The organism is Clostridium gasigenes, assembly GCF_017348895.1.
GTDB lineage: Bacteria > Bacillota > Clostridia > Clostridiales > Clostridiaceae > Clostridium > Clostridium gasigenes.
Window position 1 is genome coordinate 4,050,766 of record NZ_CP071376.1, and the last position, 17,315, is coordinate 4,068,080.

General features: G+C 28.6%; 16 protein-coding genes and 1 pseudogene. All 17 read right to left on the reverse strand.

The genetic code is table 11. From position 1 onward, the window contains the following. Positions 1-11 precede the first annotated feature (11 nt). Complete coding sequence (locus J1C67_RS18980) at positions 12-923, reverse strand: DMT family transporter (RefSeq protein ID WP_167867433.1); 912 nt, start codon at positions 921-923, stop codon at positions 12-14. A gap of 361 nt (positions 924-1,284) precedes the next feature. Beyond that, positions 1,285-2,283, reverse strand: coding sequence for an ornithine cyclodeaminase family protein (locus J1C67_RS18985; RefSeq protein ID WP_167867434.1), 999 nt, complete (start codon positions 2,281-2,283; stop codon positions 1,285-1,287). A 401-nt stretch (positions 2,284-2,684) separates the two neighbouring features. Then, positions 2,685-3,536: a carbohydrate ABC transporter permease gene (locus J1C67_RS18990; RefSeq protein ID WP_167867435.1), complete on the reverse strand. Its 852-nt coding sequence runs from the start codon at positions 3,534-3,536 to the stop codon at positions 2,685-2,687. Continuing rightward, a pseudogene (locus tag J1C67_RS18995) lies at positions 3,536-3,922 on the reverse strand (carbohydrate ABC transporter permease); the annotation flags it as partial. The pseudogene J1C67_RS18995 and the gene J1C67_RS18990, both read right to left, overlap by 1 nt. A gap of 194 nt (positions 3,923-4,116) precedes the next feature. Then, positions 4,117-4,968, reverse strand: coding sequence for an AraC family transcriptional regulator (locus J1C67_RS19000; protein ID WP_167867436.1), 852 nt, complete (start codon positions 4,966-4,968; stop codon positions 4,117-4,119). A 157-nt stretch (positions 4,969-5,125) separates the two neighbouring features. After that, positions 5,126-6,154, reverse strand: a complete 1,029-nt coding sequence (locus tag J1C67_RS19005) for a Gfo/Idh/MocA family protein (RefSeq protein WP_167867437.1) — start codon at positions 6,152-6,154, stop codon at positions 5,126-5,128. Positions 6,155-6,231: 77 nt separating this feature from the next. Next, on the reverse strand, positions 6,232-7,152 hold the full coding sequence (locus J1C67_RS19010) for a sugar phosphate isomerase/epimerase family protein (RefSeq protein ID WP_167867438.1): 921 nt from the start codon (positions 7,150-7,152) through the stop codon (positions 6,232-6,234). A 109-nt stretch (positions 7,153-7,261) separates the two neighbouring features. Continuing rightward, entirely contained in the window at positions 7,262-8,353 is a 1,092-nt protein-coding gene (locus J1C67_RS19015; RefSeq protein ID WP_167867439.1) for a Gfo/Idh/MocA family protein, read from the reverse strand. Between the two features lie 418 nt (positions 8,354-8,771). Then, positions 8,772-9,569: a DUF368 domain-containing protein gene (locus tag J1C67_RS19020; protein ID WP_167867440.1), complete on the reverse strand. Its 798-nt coding sequence runs from the start codon at positions 9,567-9,569 to the stop codon at positions 8,772-8,774. A gap of 127 nt (positions 9,570-9,696) precedes the next feature. After that, entirely contained in the window at positions 9,697-9,975 is a 279-nt protein-coding gene (locus tag J1C67_RS19025) for an undecaprenyl phosphate translocase family protein (protein WP_167867441.1), read from the reverse strand. A 298-nt stretch (positions 9,976-10,273) separates the two neighbouring features. Next, positions 10,274-11,617 carry a DUF4179 domain-containing protein gene (locus J1C67_RS19030; RefSeq protein WP_167867442.1) on the reverse strand — a complete coding sequence of 448 codons (1,344 nt, stop codon included), beginning with the start codon at positions 11,615-11,617 and terminating at the stop codon, positions 10,274-10,276. A gap of 12 nt (positions 11,618-11,629) precedes the next feature. Next, entirely contained in the window at positions 11,630-12,163 is a 534-nt protein-coding gene (locus J1C67_RS19035; RefSeq protein WP_167867443.1) for an RNA polymerase sigma factor, read from the reverse strand. A 196-nt stretch (positions 12,164-12,359) separates the two neighbouring features. Further along, positions 12,360-13,718, reverse strand: a complete 1,359-nt coding sequence (locus J1C67_RS19040) for a DUF4179 domain-containing protein (protein WP_167867444.1) — start codon at positions 13,716-13,718, stop codon at positions 12,360-12,362. After that, positions 13,719-14,273 carry an RNA polymerase sigma factor gene (locus tag J1C67_RS19045; protein WP_167867445.1) on the reverse strand — a complete coding sequence of 185 codons (555 nt, stop codon included), beginning with the start codon at positions 14,271-14,273 and terminating at the stop codon, positions 13,719-13,721. A gap of 307 nt (positions 14,274-14,580) precedes the next feature. Beyond that, positions 14,581-15,489 carry a sensor histidine kinase gene (locus J1C67_RS19050; RefSeq protein ID WP_167867446.1) on the reverse strand — a complete coding sequence of 303 codons (909 nt, stop codon included), beginning with the start codon at positions 15,487-15,489 and terminating at the stop codon, positions 14,581-14,583. Between the two features lie 77 nt (positions 15,490-15,566). Continuing rightward, positions 15,567-16,313 (reverse strand): ABC transporter permease, encoded by a 747-nt coding sequence (locus J1C67_RS19055; RefSeq protein ID WP_167867447.1) that lies wholly within the window; start codon positions 16,311-16,313, stop codon positions 15,567-15,569. Next, positions 16,306-17,229, reverse strand: coding sequence for an ATP-binding cassette domain-containing protein (locus J1C67_RS19060; protein ID WP_167867448.1), 924 nt, complete (start codon positions 17,227-17,229; stop codon positions 16,306-16,308). Before J1C67_RS19060 ends, J1C67_RS19055 begins: the two co-directional genes overlap by 8 nt. Positions 17,230-17,315 lie beyond the last annotated feature (86 nt).

Below are 17,315 nucleotides of genomic sequence, written 5' to 3' on the forward strand. Positions count from 1 at the left end.
TACTTATGACTCTATATAGTATTCTTTCTTAGTTTATCTAAGTTAGTACCTACTACACCTATTATAATAACCACCATACCTATTATGTGATAGTAATAAAGTGTTTCACTTAAGAATAGTACTCCTGCAAGTACAGTAACTAAAGTAGACAAGTTATTGAAGACACTTATTTTAGGTGCTGATATTATAGACAAAGCATAGTTTGTTAAAAGTGATGTTACCACAGATGATAAAATACCTAAATATATAATTGATATTAAAAAATCTTGACTGCTAAATGCTGTGAAATATGTGTTTAGACTTCCCTTGTAGATTCTATCCGTTACAGATAAAATATTAAAGCTTATAAATCCTATAAAAATCATTACATATGTTACATCAATAAATCTATATTTTCTAACTATTTTTCTTGCTAAAATATTATACCCAGATAAAGAAACTGCAGATAAAAGAATTAATACAATTCCGATAAAACTAGATGATTTAAAATCAATGCCCTTCATTAGAAAAATATATGCTACTCCTCCTACTGATAAAAACACTGATATTTTCTCTAATAAAGTAGTTCTTTCTTTTAATACAAATGTTGCTAGTATTAATGTCATAATTGGTACAGTTGCATTAATTATACCTGCTTCTGATGAAGATATATATGCTAATCCAAATGATTGAAATGTAAAAAATAATGTTGGGTAAAATATTGAAAGTGGAAGTATTTTTTTCATATCACCCCAGCTTATGTTTAACTTTACCCATCCAAATAACACTGGTATAGAAATAGTAATAAAAGAAATTGTAAATCTATGAGCTAATATATTTAATGGATCTGTGTAATTAAGAGAAATTTTCATAAATATAAAAGAGAGCCCAACAATTATAGAATTTACAATTGCTGATATATATGCAGTTTTTATTTTTTTCATAAAATTTCGTCCTCCTTATGCTAGTTGTTTATATTTCTATTTAATCATCTTATTCTATATGTTACAATTAAAATAAAGAGCAACTGTACTAAGTGGCCTATGAGAATTGGAGAAAAAACATATTATATACTCAGTTCCACAAAGCGGATACTATGGTATACTAAAAAAAGATGTTTTAAATGAGAAAGTACAACCTCCAATCTTATAATTGGAGGTTGTACTTTATTATTGATTTTTATACATGAAAATTTATTGATTAATTAAACAGTAAAACCTATAGATAGACTTTTTTCAAATTGTCTATCTATAGGGTACAGTTTACTTTCTCAAATTATTATAAACACTACATATAATTTAGTAACTATAATGTTATTTTATCTCCTACAGATTGTTGTAATGCTTTTTCATATATACGTCTTGCAGTAACAACATCCAATACACCACTACCTACAGTCTTGAAAATAGTGATTTCATCATCACTTTCACGACCACTAACTTTATTTAAAATTACCTCGCCTAATTCTCCAGTAACTTTATCAAATGAGTACATACCCTTATTAACTGGTATTATTAAATCTCCACTTTCATTGAAAACTCCAGTTTTTGTATCTACATATACTTTATCTGCATTACATATTGAATATTCATCTATTTCTTGCATATCAGGAGTATATGAACCCACTCCATTAATATGTGCACCCTTCTTTACTAATTTCCCATCAAATACTGGTTTCTTTGATGTTGTAACAACAGTTATTATATCTGCATTTTCTATAGTTTCTTCGGAAGTTTTCGCTGCTTTTATTTCTACAGAGAATTTTTCTGAAAATCTTTCAGTCATTCTTTTTGCAAAGTCTTCAGCACGTTCAATACTTATATCAAATACCTTAACCAATTCTATATCTCTAACTGTTAATACAGCTTCCAGTTGTTGTTCCGCTTGTCCACCTGTTCCAAATAAACCAAATACCTTTGAATCTTTCCTAGCTAAAATATCCGTAGCTGCACCTGATACTGCTCCCGTTCTTATTCTTGTTAAAAAAGTTCCATCCATTAATGAACATACTTCACCTGTTTTTTCATTAAGTAATACCATAGTTGCAGGTACCGATGTAAGCCCCTTATCAATATTTTTAGGGTAAACTGAAACTATTTTTATTCCTAATGCATTTGCCTCTGCCGCATAACCTGGCATATATAAACTTTCTCCTTCATTTTCTGGAATACCTATCTTTACTCTTAAAGGAATATTAGTTGCTCCTTTTGAATACATTTCAAGAGCATCTTTATCAGCTTGAATTGCATCTGACATTGTAAATATATCTTTCATATCTTTTTCTTTTAATATAATAATATCCATTAAAATCACCTCACTATGTAGATTACTTAAATACTATTGATTTAAGCTACTTTATTTTTATTTTTTACTAATTCACTTATCATTGTGTATGCACTATATAATAGTACTACAATTACAACCCCTTGTAACATTGAAACATTTAAACTCTTAACTGGGTCTATTATATCATTTTCTATTTGCCAATTCTATACGTCTAATCTTTGACGCTTACCTAATATTGATGCTTCAATACCTTATAATTTGCCTATATATAACGAAAAATAAGATGCCTCTTCATTAAAGGCATCTTCTTTGCAATTCTTCTTTACTAAAAATATTTAAGAAATCATCTTCTTTGTGCTTAGCACTCTTTTTTATACTGTCCTTGACATAGATGTCAGATTACTTATGCTCATATATTGCTATTTTATAGCACCTTTAGCAATCCCACTTATAATCCACTTCTGCGCTACTAAATAGAATACTAATATTGGTAGTAATCCTAATAAGTATGATGCAAACGCTAAGTTATAATTTGTTCCAAATTGTGATTGAAATATAAATTGAACTAATGGAATTGTTGTAAACTCTGGATCACTTAATATAATAAGAGGTAGCATTACATCATTCCAACACCATAAGGTAGTAATAATTGCTACTGTTGCATGTATCGGTTTGCACATTGGAAATATTATTTTATAATATACTTGCCAAGTACTTGCTCCATCAATTCTGGCTGCATCTTCTAATTCCTTTGGTATTGCTTTTAAAAACCCAACATATAAAAATACATTAGTTGATAATCCATAAACCACATATAATACTATTAATCCTATAATATTATCCATATTCCAAGCACTTACCTGCTTTACAAGTGCAAGCATAATAATTGGAAATGGTACAAACATTGCACTTATAAAATAATAGTACATAGATTTATAGCACTTCTTATGAATATTTCTTGAAATAACATATCCAACCATACAGCTAGTAAAAATAGTGAACACAACTGCTACACTAGTTATAAACAAACTATTTTTTAATGCTTTAAAGAAATTAGTCATTTCTATTGCTCTAGTAAAGTTTTCAAAGTGAAATACCTTTGGAATAGATAAAACCCCATTCATCATATCTTCTGGTGATTTTAAAGCTATAAGTATAGTTATAATTAATGGAAAAATAACAGTAGTAGTTCCTAACATCATTAAAATTGTTATAGGCCAATTTATTTTTCCTATTTTCCTCTTTTTTGATTTATTTAATCCTTCTAACATTATAACTTCATCTCCCTTCTTTCAAGTATTTTAAGTTGCACTAATGATATTACTACTATTACTATAAAGTAAATAACCGAATTCGCAGATTGATATCCAAACTGACTTCCCTCAAATCCTGCTTTATATATTAATAGGGCTATTGATTCTGTTGAACTAGCTGGCCCTCCACCTGTTAATGATATTATCTGATCAAATACATTTAAGAATCCTTTCATAGCTAATAACATATTTATAGTAAATAAAGGCGCTATTAAAGGAAATGTTATCTTCCAAAATTGAGCCCATTTATTTGCTCCATCAATTGCACTGACTTGATAAACATCCTCTGGTATAGTTTGCCATGAGGCTACTATAACTATTCCAATCCAAGCTAAATTAGGATTTTCGTTGAACAAGTACCCCTAAGAGAAATCAAAAGAACTAGCTAGAAATTTAAGATATAAAGAAAAGTCTCATTAGCTGAAACAGCAGCTTTATTAGTACTAAAAAAAGTTAATTATGCAAATAAAAATACTACCATAAAATAATTAATTATGTGGTAGTATTTTTTATGTAAATATATTTATTTTACTATGCATTATATTTTATCAACTATTTTTCTGTACTCCATAGGGGTACATCCTTTTAACTGTTTAAATACTCTATTAAATGTCTTTATACTATTGAATCCTGTTTTAAATGATACCTCTGTAATAGAGCAGTCCTCATTTATAAGCGTCCATTCTGCCATAGATATTCTAAAGTTATTCAAATAATCAATAAATGTCATCCCTGTATTTTCTTTAAAGAATCTTGCAAAGTGAAATTTACTAAATCCAGCTACATTAGCGATTTCATCTAATACTATCTTATCACTATAATTTTTTTCTACATATCGCATAACATTATCAAGCTTACCAAGTCGTTCTTTTTGTTTATCGTAATTTATGTCTTCACAATCTTTTGGCATATATCTCATTAAAATACCTGCTAAATCATATAATCTCGCCTTTAGAAATATCTTATACCCATTATCTTTCTGCTCATATTCTTTAATAATACTCTTTATTTCATTTCTCATTAATTCATAAAATTCATCACCTTCAGATAAAAATCTGCATTTATTGAACATTGGCTTTATAGCTACCCTATCCTTATTCCCGGTTAGAAACGTATCATATATAGCCATTCTAAATTGTATAACCGCTCTTTCACTATAGTCCATTTCTTTTAAAAAGTAGTGGACTCCTCCTGGTGGAATAATAAGAATATCGTCTTTCTTTAAATTATATAACTCGTTATTTACACCAGCTTTAACATCACCCTCAATCAAATATATAATTTCAATATCCTCATGCCAATGATGTGGTGTAATTACATAACCATCGTTAAAGAATAATCTAAAAGGAAAATCCTGTTCTAGAACTGTTTTTTCATGATATCCGTTCATAATTCCCTCCAATTATAAGTATTCATGAGCATTAATTTAACACTATTACCAATTATAACAAAATTATTAACATAATGAAATAGATATAGTGATAATCAACATTACCACTATATCTATTTTGATATAACTTATGGATTAAATACAATCCTATATTTAATTAAAACTTAATAACTACACCTTTTTTACCTGAATCATATATGCTACATATCATTTTTTGAGTTTTCAATGCTTCCTCTCCATTTATATGAGGTTGTATCCCTTTTTCAAGAGCATTATAAAAGTTATTTATTTGCTTTTTATGGCTAGTCCCCCAATATCCTTTTACCCCATTACCATAGTCAAAAGTTTCATTTGGATCATTATCTGCGATTAGCTCTCTTCCATCATTAAATTTAATGTGAGCTTTATCTCCTATCATATTTATTAACCCATTTTCACAATGAATTTCAATTTTAACCGGAGCATCATAAGTATAATAATTTATTGCATGGAAAGCTGTAATTGCTCCATTTTTATATTTTATAACACCCTCTGCACTATCTTCAACTTCAATTACTTCATGAGTTCTATTACTTATATTAGCATTAATATACTCTATTTCATCATCAACAAACCATCTCATTAAATCCATAGTATGAATAGCTTGGTCTATAATTACTCCGCCACCTTCTTTATCCCAGGTACCCTTCCAATCACTTTTAGTATAATACTCATCTGAACGGTCCCATGTTACCTCAAGTTTTCCGGCCTTAATTATGCCAAGTAATCCTGACTTTAGAGTTTCTTTTATAAGAACTGATCCTGCATTATATCTATTTTGGAATATAACACCTAATGTAACATTGTTATCTTTAGCTGCTTTAACCATATTTTCACCGTCTTCAATAGAAATAGACATAGGTTTTTCTGTTAAAACATGTTTTCCTAAATTCGAAGCATATATTGCAACTTCTGCATGAAGATAATGTGGTAAACAAATATGAATTACATCTATTTTTTCTTTTTCAAGCATCTCTTTATAATCAACATAATAATTGCAGTTATATTGAATCGCTTTTTCCTTAGCCCTTTCTTCATTTATATCACAAACAGCTACTATTTCAGCATTTGCAATTTCTTTTATAGATTGACCATGCATTGCAAATATATTCCCGCATCCTATAATTGCCACTTCAATTTTTTTCATCTTTTACACCTCATTTTACTATAAGGCATATATACTAATATCTGCCTTATAGTTTATTTTATATTTATTAATACCTATTATATTAATTTACCTAAATATTCAATACCAAGCTTTAATCCTTCTTTTACCTTCTCATCAGTTCCTTCATAAACTGGATCCTCATGCTCTATACTAAGAACACCCTCATATCCAACTTCTTTAAGCTTTTCTATGAATCCCCTCCAGTTTATATCCCCAAGACCTGGCATTCTATATCTCCAATACCCTGAACCTTCTGTAGTGCTTAATTGTTTATCCCACTTTCCATACATCTTTAATTTATCCTCAAATATTTCTGTATCTTTAGCATGAGTATGGAATATTCTATCCTTAAATTCATTAATTGGAGCTATATAATCAATTAGCAGATGATGTAAATGTGATGGATCATAGTTAAGCCCAAAGTTTTTATTTGGAACTCTTCTAAACATTTCTCTCCATAATTCTGGTGTAAAAGTAATAGTTCCTGGCTCACCCTTCCTATGCCATCCATTCATATCACAATTTTCAATAACTACCTTTATTCCTTTTTCTTCTGCATACCCAACTAATTCTGTAAATACTTCTTCAAACTCAATAAAATTTTCTTCAATATTTTTATTTACATTTCTTCCAACAAAAGTTCCAACTGATGGCACTTCTAACATTACTGCTGCATCAACACATTTTTTAAAATGATTATTTACATATGTTCTTCTTTCTAAATCACAATCTAAATTATTATCATAATAAGCTAGTGATGTAATCTTTAACCCATATTCCTTAAAATATGCTTTTATTTCATTAGCTTCCCCTTGTGTAAGATTAGCTACATCTATATCACTTCCTGAATAATCTCTTGCATTATTTCTTGGCCAACAAGCAATTTCTAATGCTTTAAACCCATAATCCCTTGCTATTTCAGCCTTTTCCTTTAATGGCATAGCCCCAAGACAACCTGTTAAATACCCTAAATACATATTAATTTCCTCCATTTCTAATATAATTAAAACTCCAATTATTTTTTCACTTTATTATTTATAATGTCTTACTTTAATAATTTATTTTATACTTCATTATTTATTAACTTTACTTAGATTCCTTTAAAAACACTGGTTTCCCTATTCTAGATGACTCATAAATTGCTTCTAATATTTCAGTCACAACTAACGCTTCTTCTGGTTTAACTACTGGCTCTGTATCATTTATCACACAATTTATCCATGATTTCGCTTCAGCTTCCCCTGGATTAGATGATTCACCTTCATAAAAATCAACTCCACCAGCTTCTATATTAATTTTTGATTCGTATAATCTACCATACTTCTCTCCATTTAAAGTTAATCCACCTTTCATATCTGCTCCGCCTTCTGTTCCACAAAGAGTTGTTTTAGCTTCATCAACATCAAGAGAATTTAATGCCCAACTAGATTCAAGAGTTACTGTAGCTCCATTTTCCATTGTAATAAATCCAAAAGCTGAATCTTCTACAGTGAATTTCTTAGAATCCCATGCTCCCCATGCATTTGCTGCACTCTCTTTTTGTCCAAGCTTATGATAAACATTACCTACAACATACTTTGGCTTATGATTATTCATCATCCATAATGTTAAATCTAATGCATGAGTTCCAATATCTATTAACGGTCCGCCACCTTGCTCAAATTCATTTAAAAACACACCCCAAGTTGGAACAGCTCTTCTTCTTATAGCGTGTCCTTTAGCAAAATATATTTCTCCAAGGTCTCCATTTTCGCATGCTTTATGAAGATATAATGAATCTACTCTAAAACGATTTTGATATCCAATAGTAAGTTTCTTCCCCGTGCGCTTAGCCGCTTCAATCATTTGTCTACCTTCTTCTGAAGTCTTTGCCATTGGCTTTTCGCACATAACATGTTTTCCAGCTTCAAGTGCATCTATTGATATGACACTATGTGATCTATTTGGTGTACATACATGAATTACTTCAATTGTTTTATCTGCTAACAATTCTTTATAATTTATATAGACCTTTGCATTTTCTATTCCATATTCTTTAGCTGATTTTTCAGCTTTTTCAATTTCGAGGTCACAAAAAGCTACTATTTCAACTTCCTTAACCTTAGCTAATGAAGGCAGATGTTTTCCCCCTGCGATTCCACCACAACCTATAATCCCAACTCTAACTTTTCTTTCCATAAATTAAGCTTATTTTAAAACTCCAATAATATTATTGTTTTAAAACAATGCCTTCTCACTCCCCTCGTTTTTAATAATTAATTTAGTTTTTTAAGTATCTACAAGTACTATTCTATAGTAAAACTTTATTAAATACTCCCCAATAATTGCTTACTTATTCTCATATATTGCTATTTCACCTAACTTACGGACAGTTAGATTACATTTTTTAATATAAACCACCTTACTTATGTTGAGTTTGTTCTTCAAACCAATTTTACATTAGAATAAGTGGTTTTTTATGTTTTTCAGAATAAATGACCGAACTTCTTATATTCTTTAGGAAGTTGGATATCTTAACATAAATCAGCAAAAAAACCTCACAAGTATAAACCTATACTTGTGAGGTTTCTATATTTTACGTAATTTTAAAAATCAACTATTCATTTTTACTTATATAGTATGTAAATGTAAATCCTATAATTCCAAGTATTATACCTACTACACTACTAAATCCATGGTATCCTGGAAAAACAGAAATAACTGACCCTAATATAAATCCAAATATTAAGATATAACTTTGCTCTGGAAACTTTTGCAATAGCATTTCAATTATTCTTGCTGTAGCTAAAGTACCAACTAGTGCTCCAAATAACAATGGTATTAAAATTATAATATTACGATCTACAACCGCTGTCATAACTGTGTTATATAATCCTAAAATAAGTAACATAAAAGAACCACTTATTCCTGGTAAAATTAATGCTACTGCAACTACAACTCCACCAACAAATAGCCATATAAAATTAACTATACTTAATGATGTTATAATATCTGATGCATCATTACTTGGTTTTCCCATTAGTAATACAATTATTACACCTACTATTAAATATAAAACACTACTTTTATTAAACCCTTTTACTGTTGCTTTTCTAAACATCAAAGGTGCTCCACCTAAAATAACACCTATAAATAAATATCCAATTTGTATAGGATATTTATCAAATAAATTCTTAACTATGTTACTAAATAAAACTATACCTGCTACTACACCTATACCAACTTCCATCAATATCTTATATTGATTTTTAAAATCTTTTAAAATATTATTAACTGCGTGAAGCAGCTTATCATATATTCCAAGAATTATAGCAATAGTTCCACCACTAACTCCAGGAACAATTTGAGATATACTAATTGCTACCCCTTTTAAAAAGTTCTTAAAAAAATTCATCCTTACGTCTCTCCTATAAACAATATTATTTAAATCACTTCATTTATTTATTTGTTAACCTTATTATATATCCATACCTCTTCTTTTTCATATATATATCATTATAATTACATTAAAATTTTTTAATCTAACTTTCCTTCTTTTCTAATATTGTCTTTATTTTCTCTAGTGAAAATATAAAAACTCCACCAGCTATAAAGTACATTACACTAAAACTGCATAAAATCATTGGTTTTAATGATGCTTCTAAACTTGTTGGTCCCCTTACTATTGCATATACTGAAGCAATCATAAGTCCAAATATTAGATATATTATTTCTGATCTATTTTTTTCTAAGAAATATTTAATAACTCTTATTGTGCAGTCAATTCCTGTTAACACTCCAAGACCAAAAACAATAAGCATTGGTAATGCACTAAAGTTTAATGTTAGAAAGTGCTTGCCCTGGCAATCACTTTCTCGGTAAATAGGCTAGGCAATTACTCGCCTAGCCCCTCATAGAACCGTACTCGCGGATTTCCACCTGCTATATAGTAATAATAAAAGCTACACCTTCATTATCTGTTACACCCTTGCTTGGCGTACCCAGGGAACTTTTGAGTCGTCAGCTTGTTCTGATACGAAATTTATATTACTGACGCAGTATAGTTCGAGAGAAGCAAGAACACTGGTCTGTTATTTATTTTGATATGCCTAAATAGTCTTAATTAAGCTCTAACTTTATCATGTCATCTGTTAAAACCTTAAAATCTGTTTCTTCATCATCCACAGGAACTCTTATATAATAGTTTTCATTAGGATCTAGCTTATCAAATACATACGTTACTTCCATATCTAAAATTCCTAATACTTTTTTATCTTTCTCATATGCAGGTTTAAAGTAGCTATATTCTTTATCACTAATTAAATTAAAATACGCTCTTGATTGATATCCAGTTGTTCTAACTTTCATTAATGTTTCATGACCTTCATTAACTATATCTATTATTTCTGTAGTTCCATAATCTCCAAAGTCATATTTTTTACCATTTTCAAGCAAATGATTTTCAGTTCTATATGATGCAATGTCAAAGCCTTCATAAGCAGAATTCACATATGGAATAATAGATACATCTCCATCTTCACTTGGCAATCTATATTGCATTGTCATAGTTCCATCTTCTTCAAAATGATAGGTTATGGATTCTAATTCTCCTTTTTTACTATCCCATAAAATATAATCTAAATTATGATTTACTGGCATTTTTGTTATTCCTGGTCTATTAAGAAATAACCCCGTTGGAGACTTTTTGGCACTATTTATATCAATTTTAACATCTTCAAATGCTATTTCCTTATTTATAGCATATTCATTAATTATAATATTACTACTATCTAAAGATAATACCATAGGTTCAGACTCAACTAATACACTTGTCGGATTTGAATCTTTATTTACATTGATTCTCTTGATATTATTTATATCAAGCATCGCATCAAACACTTCTGGTATCACACCACCATTATAAGGATCCAAATAAAATGTAGCCATACCTGCATAAGTATTATCATTGATAAGAGCTCCATCGCCTGACCCACCACCTAACTCAACTCCTACTAATATAGATTCATCAAATTCTATATCTGCGTCTAACCAATATTTACTTGATTTATCTAACGGATTTTCTCCAGTAATATTATAAAATACCGAAATTTCTATTCCATCATAATATACATCTTCTATGTTTACTGTATATTCTCCAGCCTTCACAGAATATATAACTTCAGTTGAATTACTCTCGTATCCATCTAATTCAAATCTACCATTTAAAAAGTTTATTGCTTGTTTTATCACCGGAATATTTTCGGCATAGGTAGGAAAACATATTCCTAGTGCTAATACACAAGCTATGGATGCCGCTACTGTTGCAATCCATTTTCTAACTGGCTTCTTCTTTCTTTTTAAGTTTTTACAAGTCTTTGAAACACTTTCCTTTAATTTGTCACTTTCTCTCACTTTAGATTTACTAGCCATTTCTTTAAGCTCTTTATCAAAATCTTTATTCATAATCTCCCCCCTCTAACTTTTATCCTTAAGAATTTGATATAATTTTTCTCTACTTCTAAATAACCTTGATTTAACAGTCCCTTCTGCAACTTCTAGTACTTTAGATATTTCTTTATATGTTAAATCCTCAAAATAATATAATATTGTAGCAACTTTAAATTCATCAGAAAGCTTACTTATTGCATCATACAAATCCATATTTTCTGATTTATCTACGGTGTAAGATTCCTCTCCACTTTCTATAACATCTCGTTTGTTATAGTTATAAATCTTATTACATTCGTTTATTAATATCCTTATTAGCCAAGTTTTAAAATACTTATCTTCTCTTAAGTATTTCAACTTATCAAAAGCTGTTAATATAGTGTTTTGAATTGCATCTTCTATGTCTTCTTCACTTTTTAAAATACCTCTTCCAACTCTATATAAAGCTGTTAACTGCTCATTAATTAAAACCTCAAATGCTTCATTATCACCTGCTTTAGCTAATTTAATATTACTCTTCTTTTTAAATATACTTTTACTTGAAAATTGTATTAACTCCAATTGCCCTCCCCCTTTCTTCTCTATTAGATATATGTACACACCTAAATGTTCCCTAGTAATTATAAAATGTATAAATTTCTAATATAAACTAATTTTCCCTATAAAAAAAATAGCCTCTTATTCCAAATAATAGGCTATTCCACATTTATTAAGTTCTTTAATATTCATTTTAACATTTCTAATATACATTTTACACTTATTTTAAATCAATTTTTATTGCTTGATTTTTAAGTAATTTATAATCATCTTGCTTAACGGCACCTATTTTCTTAATCTTAGAAATATCTATGTTATCATTTGTAAATTTAAATATTTCACTATATATACCATTTTCTCTATCAATTTTACTAGATAAATATACATGTCCAAAATCAATTTCGTTTCCATTTTCATCATAAAAATAAAATGGTGAGGCAAAAAACACTAATCCTTCTTTTTTATAATCTATCTTTAATGCATTATTTTCAAATTGCATATCTTGAATAATTAATTTTCCATCTTCATTTGTATCTAAATTCACTGGAAAACTATTTATATCTTTACTAATTTTAACTGTTTCTTGATATTTATCTTCCCAATCTATAGGTACTAATGTAATATACTTCATATCTTTATTTGCTTTTATAAATTCATAAGAATTTGTAACCTTCCCAGAAGAGCTTCCATGTAAATCCGTACTAAGTACATCTAGTGAATTTCCCTTATCATCATATAATGCAAAGTTTGAAAAAAATCTATCTTCAGGAGGTTCTTCAGATATCACTATTTGATTTCCAAATGGTGATAATGTAACCTTTTCGATATTTATATCATGCTTAAAATCGTTTAGGTTAATAGTTGCTTTCTGATTAGGATTAACTGAAATAGTTTCTACTTTAGCATCTTTTTTACTAACCTTAGTATTTATTATCCAGTTACCCTTCTCCCCAAATATTTCATCACTAGTTATTCTCAAATCAAAAGTATCATCAACATTTACTTGAGAAATATTCTGTCTTTGCATTATTTTCAGTACTTTTTCAGACTGAAAATATGCATCTCTATCATTATTATTTCCAACAAAATTCTCATCACCATTTATAGTTAATCTTAAAAACGGTGATGTAAATAAAGCTGTCCAACCAGTATCTTCTTGAACTCTTTTTATAGGTTCTGTACTTTCTATTGTATAAAAAGCATTTAAAAAATTATCATCAACTGCAATATTATCAAGGGTTACCTTTATCCCTTTATCTTCTACTGAAATGCCTGTTGCTACATTAAATTTATCAAAATTATTCTTATTTGATATATATGATTGGCCATATTGTCCGTTAAAAAACTCAACAACACCTTTTATCATCTCTTTTCCCTGGGGTGTCATTGCAAAAACTGTTGTAACATTAACAACAGTAATCATAGCTACTATAGCTATTATCTTACGGGGCGTAATCTTTTTTATTTTTCTATTTTCTAACCCATCTAATGAAGTCTTTATTGTATTATCAAAAGCTATTGATGTTTTCCATTTTTCGTTTTTTATCTTTGATTTAACTAACTTATCAAAATCATCCATTTATATTCCACCCTCACTTTCTTCTAATATAGTCTTAAGTTTAGCTTTAGCCCTACTTAATCTAGATTTCACTGTCCCCTGAGAAATGCTTAATACTTCACTTATGGACTTTATACTCATATCTTCATAATAAAAAAGTATCAAAACAGTTCGAAAGTCTAATTCTAATTTTTTAATCTCACTCATAAGTTCATATGAATCACTTTCTTTATAACATATATTATAAACAGCCATATTTTCTTCAAGTTTAATTTTCTTTTTTCTATTTAATAGTGTATAACATTCATTAACAAGAATTCTCATAAGCCATGATTTGAAACTTTCTCTACTTTTAAGCCTCTCCAAATTCTCATAAGCTTTTACTATAGCTTCATTAACCACATCTTGTACATCATGTTCATTTTTAACTATACTTTTTGCAAGTCTATATAATGGTAATTTATTCTCTTCAATGAGCTTAATAAATTGTGTCTTGTCTATTTTCTTAATTGTATCTTCTTCTATTTTGCATTTATTAAAGCTATAAAAGTTTAAAACTTTAGTACCGATACTCATCCTTTCACCCCCTACACTATTATGATAAATATCTATGCTAAAAAGTTCCCTTAATATATTTTTTTGTTATATATTAAAAATTTATCTAAATATATAATACACTTTTTCAGTCTTCGAACAAAGTTTTCTAATTGAAAAATCTCATAGTATAAAGCTATACTATGAGATAATTGATTCACTAAAAGCATCTTCATCTTATTATATAATAGACCCAGTAATAAGCATAATTGCCAACAATAAAACTATATAATAAAGAAAAAGCTACTTTGAAAAATAAAATTCCATCGTAGCTTTCTCTAATTCAAGTTTAATATTTTTGCATTTTCCAAGTTATCGTTATTCTAAGCCTATCACCTATTAGCTCAGCCTTTATTTCATGCCCCATCTGCTGAACTAACTCTTTTGTTATAGCAAGCCCAAGTCCTGTACTTTTCCCTGTTCTAGATCTATCCGCTGTGAAAAATCTTTCAAATAGTTTTTCTACATCTTCCTTTGCAATTTTTTCTGCTTTATTTTCAAAAATAGTTACTACATAATCTCCATTTCTTTTTAATGAAAAAATTACATCGCCTTCTCCATATTTAATAATGTTTTGTACTAAGTTTGTTATAACTCTTTTAATAGCTATATTATCACCTAATATAAAATAAGGAGCTTCGTCTACCTCTACTATTGATTTTATATTAGACTTTAATAACTCCTTATAAAAACCACCTAAAACCTCGCACATTATATTATTTATATTTATAGAAGTCATTTCAAACTTATATTCATTACCTTCTAACCTAGATAAGTCATAAAAGCTAGTTATAAGTTCTTCTAAATCTCTAGTTCTATTTTTTATTACATCTAAACATTCACTGCGTTCCTCTTTTTCTAAGTTTTCATCTTCTATTAAATGAATATACCCCATTACAGATGTTAACGGAGTTCTTAAATCATGAGAAATATTAGCTATAGACTGCCTTATTCCTAAATCTAGCCTTTTATAAATAGCTTCGCTCTTTTGGTTTTCTTCTATATTTTTATTTACTTCTATTATAAGCTTTCTAAGCTCCTTATTTGAACTTGTTAATAATATTTTCGAGTTAGTTTTTGTTTCATTTATTTTTTTTAACTGAGTATTTATATTTTTAAGTTCACTAGTATAAAAAATATAAAGGGCAATAAATATACCTATAATAACTAGTAACAAAATAATAATAATTCCTTGCATAAATATTCCCCCTCCATTATTTAGTCATCTCCAAAAAAATCTAAGAACCTTTGGTCCATTATTTATTTTACTATGCCTTATTTAATTTCTTTTTTATTAATAAAAACTACAGATAATGCTGTAAACAACACAATATATATAACACCTAAGACAATTGCACTTAATGGCTCAGCTTGACCAGTTGTAACCTCTTCTATTTTATAACCGATAAGAATATCATTTAAAATACTAAGCTTGCTCCAAACAAATGTCGCTAATATTTTAACAACTAATCCATCTAATAAAATTATTCCTACATATATCATACAAGAAACATTGTTATTTTTAACTACAATAGAAATACTAGTTGCCATACATATACAAGCAATCCATAATGGCATTACTACCAATATATTTCTTAATAAGTCATAAAACATTACTACCATTTCATCATTCAAACCTATTAAAGTTGCGTAAGCAATAATAAATACGGATATTGAAACAATAGCTACTATAATAGCAAGTAAAGTACTTGTTATTATCTTTCCTAAAACTAATTTTGTCCTAGATAAACCAAAGGTTATAACGTTTTTAACAGTATCAAATTTATATTCTTCTGCTGTAACACAATCTACAAAAAAAGCAACTATAAATATTGGCATTGTAAGAACCATATTGAATAACATAGCTAATGCTTTATTTGAAGTTTCAATATCCATATCAGTTTTCACTTTTAAAAGCGCCACATTACCAAGTATAGCTAATATGCTAATAATTACTGTAGCTATCCATAAATATTTTCTATTAAAGTTTTTATAAAGTTCTGCTTTTATATAATTAATCATTCTTCTCTCCTCCTATTAACTTCATAAAATAATCCTCTAAAGTTATGTTATTTTGATTTAGTGAATATAGGAGAATATCATTCTTTATTAAAATTTCCGCTACTTTTTCTGGCACATCTACCTTATCATAAATTGTAATTTCATTATCATTTAAAACTTCATATTCTTTAAGATTTAAATTTTTTTCAAGAGCAACAACTGCTTTTTTTGTATCATTTACTTTTACAGATAAATAATGCTTGCATTTTTCATTTAACTCCTTTGCAGATACTTGTTCTAAAAATTCACCATTATTTATAAATCCATATTCTGTTGCTATATGCTCTAGCTCACTTAATATATGACTAGAAATAATTATTGTAGTATTTTTTTCTCTATTAAGTCTTAAAAGTATTTCTCTTAATTCTATTATCCCTGAAGGATCAAGCCCATTTATAGGCTCATCTAAAATTAATAAATCTGGGCTCATCATTATAGCAAGTGCTAAGCCAAGCCTTTGCTTCATACCCAGTGAAAAATTTTTGAATTTCTTAGTTCCAACTTTTTCAAGCCCAACTATCTTTAATACTTGTTCCACACAATCCTTTTCAACTATGCCTCTTTGTATTCTGTAATATTCTAGATTTTTCCTTGCTGATAAATATGGATAAAAACTTGGTGTTTCTATAATGCAACCTATTCTAGACCTAGACTTATTCAAGCCATCCTTAGAACTTTCACCAAAAAGTTCCAATTCTCCGACTGACGGTACTGTTAACCCACCTATCATTCTAAGTATAGTTGTTTTACCTGCTCCATTTTTACCTACAAGTCCATATATACTGCCCTTTTTGATTTGTAAATTCACACTATTTACAGCAGTATTTTTCCCATATTTTTTAGTTAACCCTTTAGTTTTTAATACTATGCTCTCCACTTAAATACCCCTCCCCTGAATTTTCTCTACACTCATATATTAAATGAAAATATGTAAGATACTATAATAAATCCCTTAAGAATTCC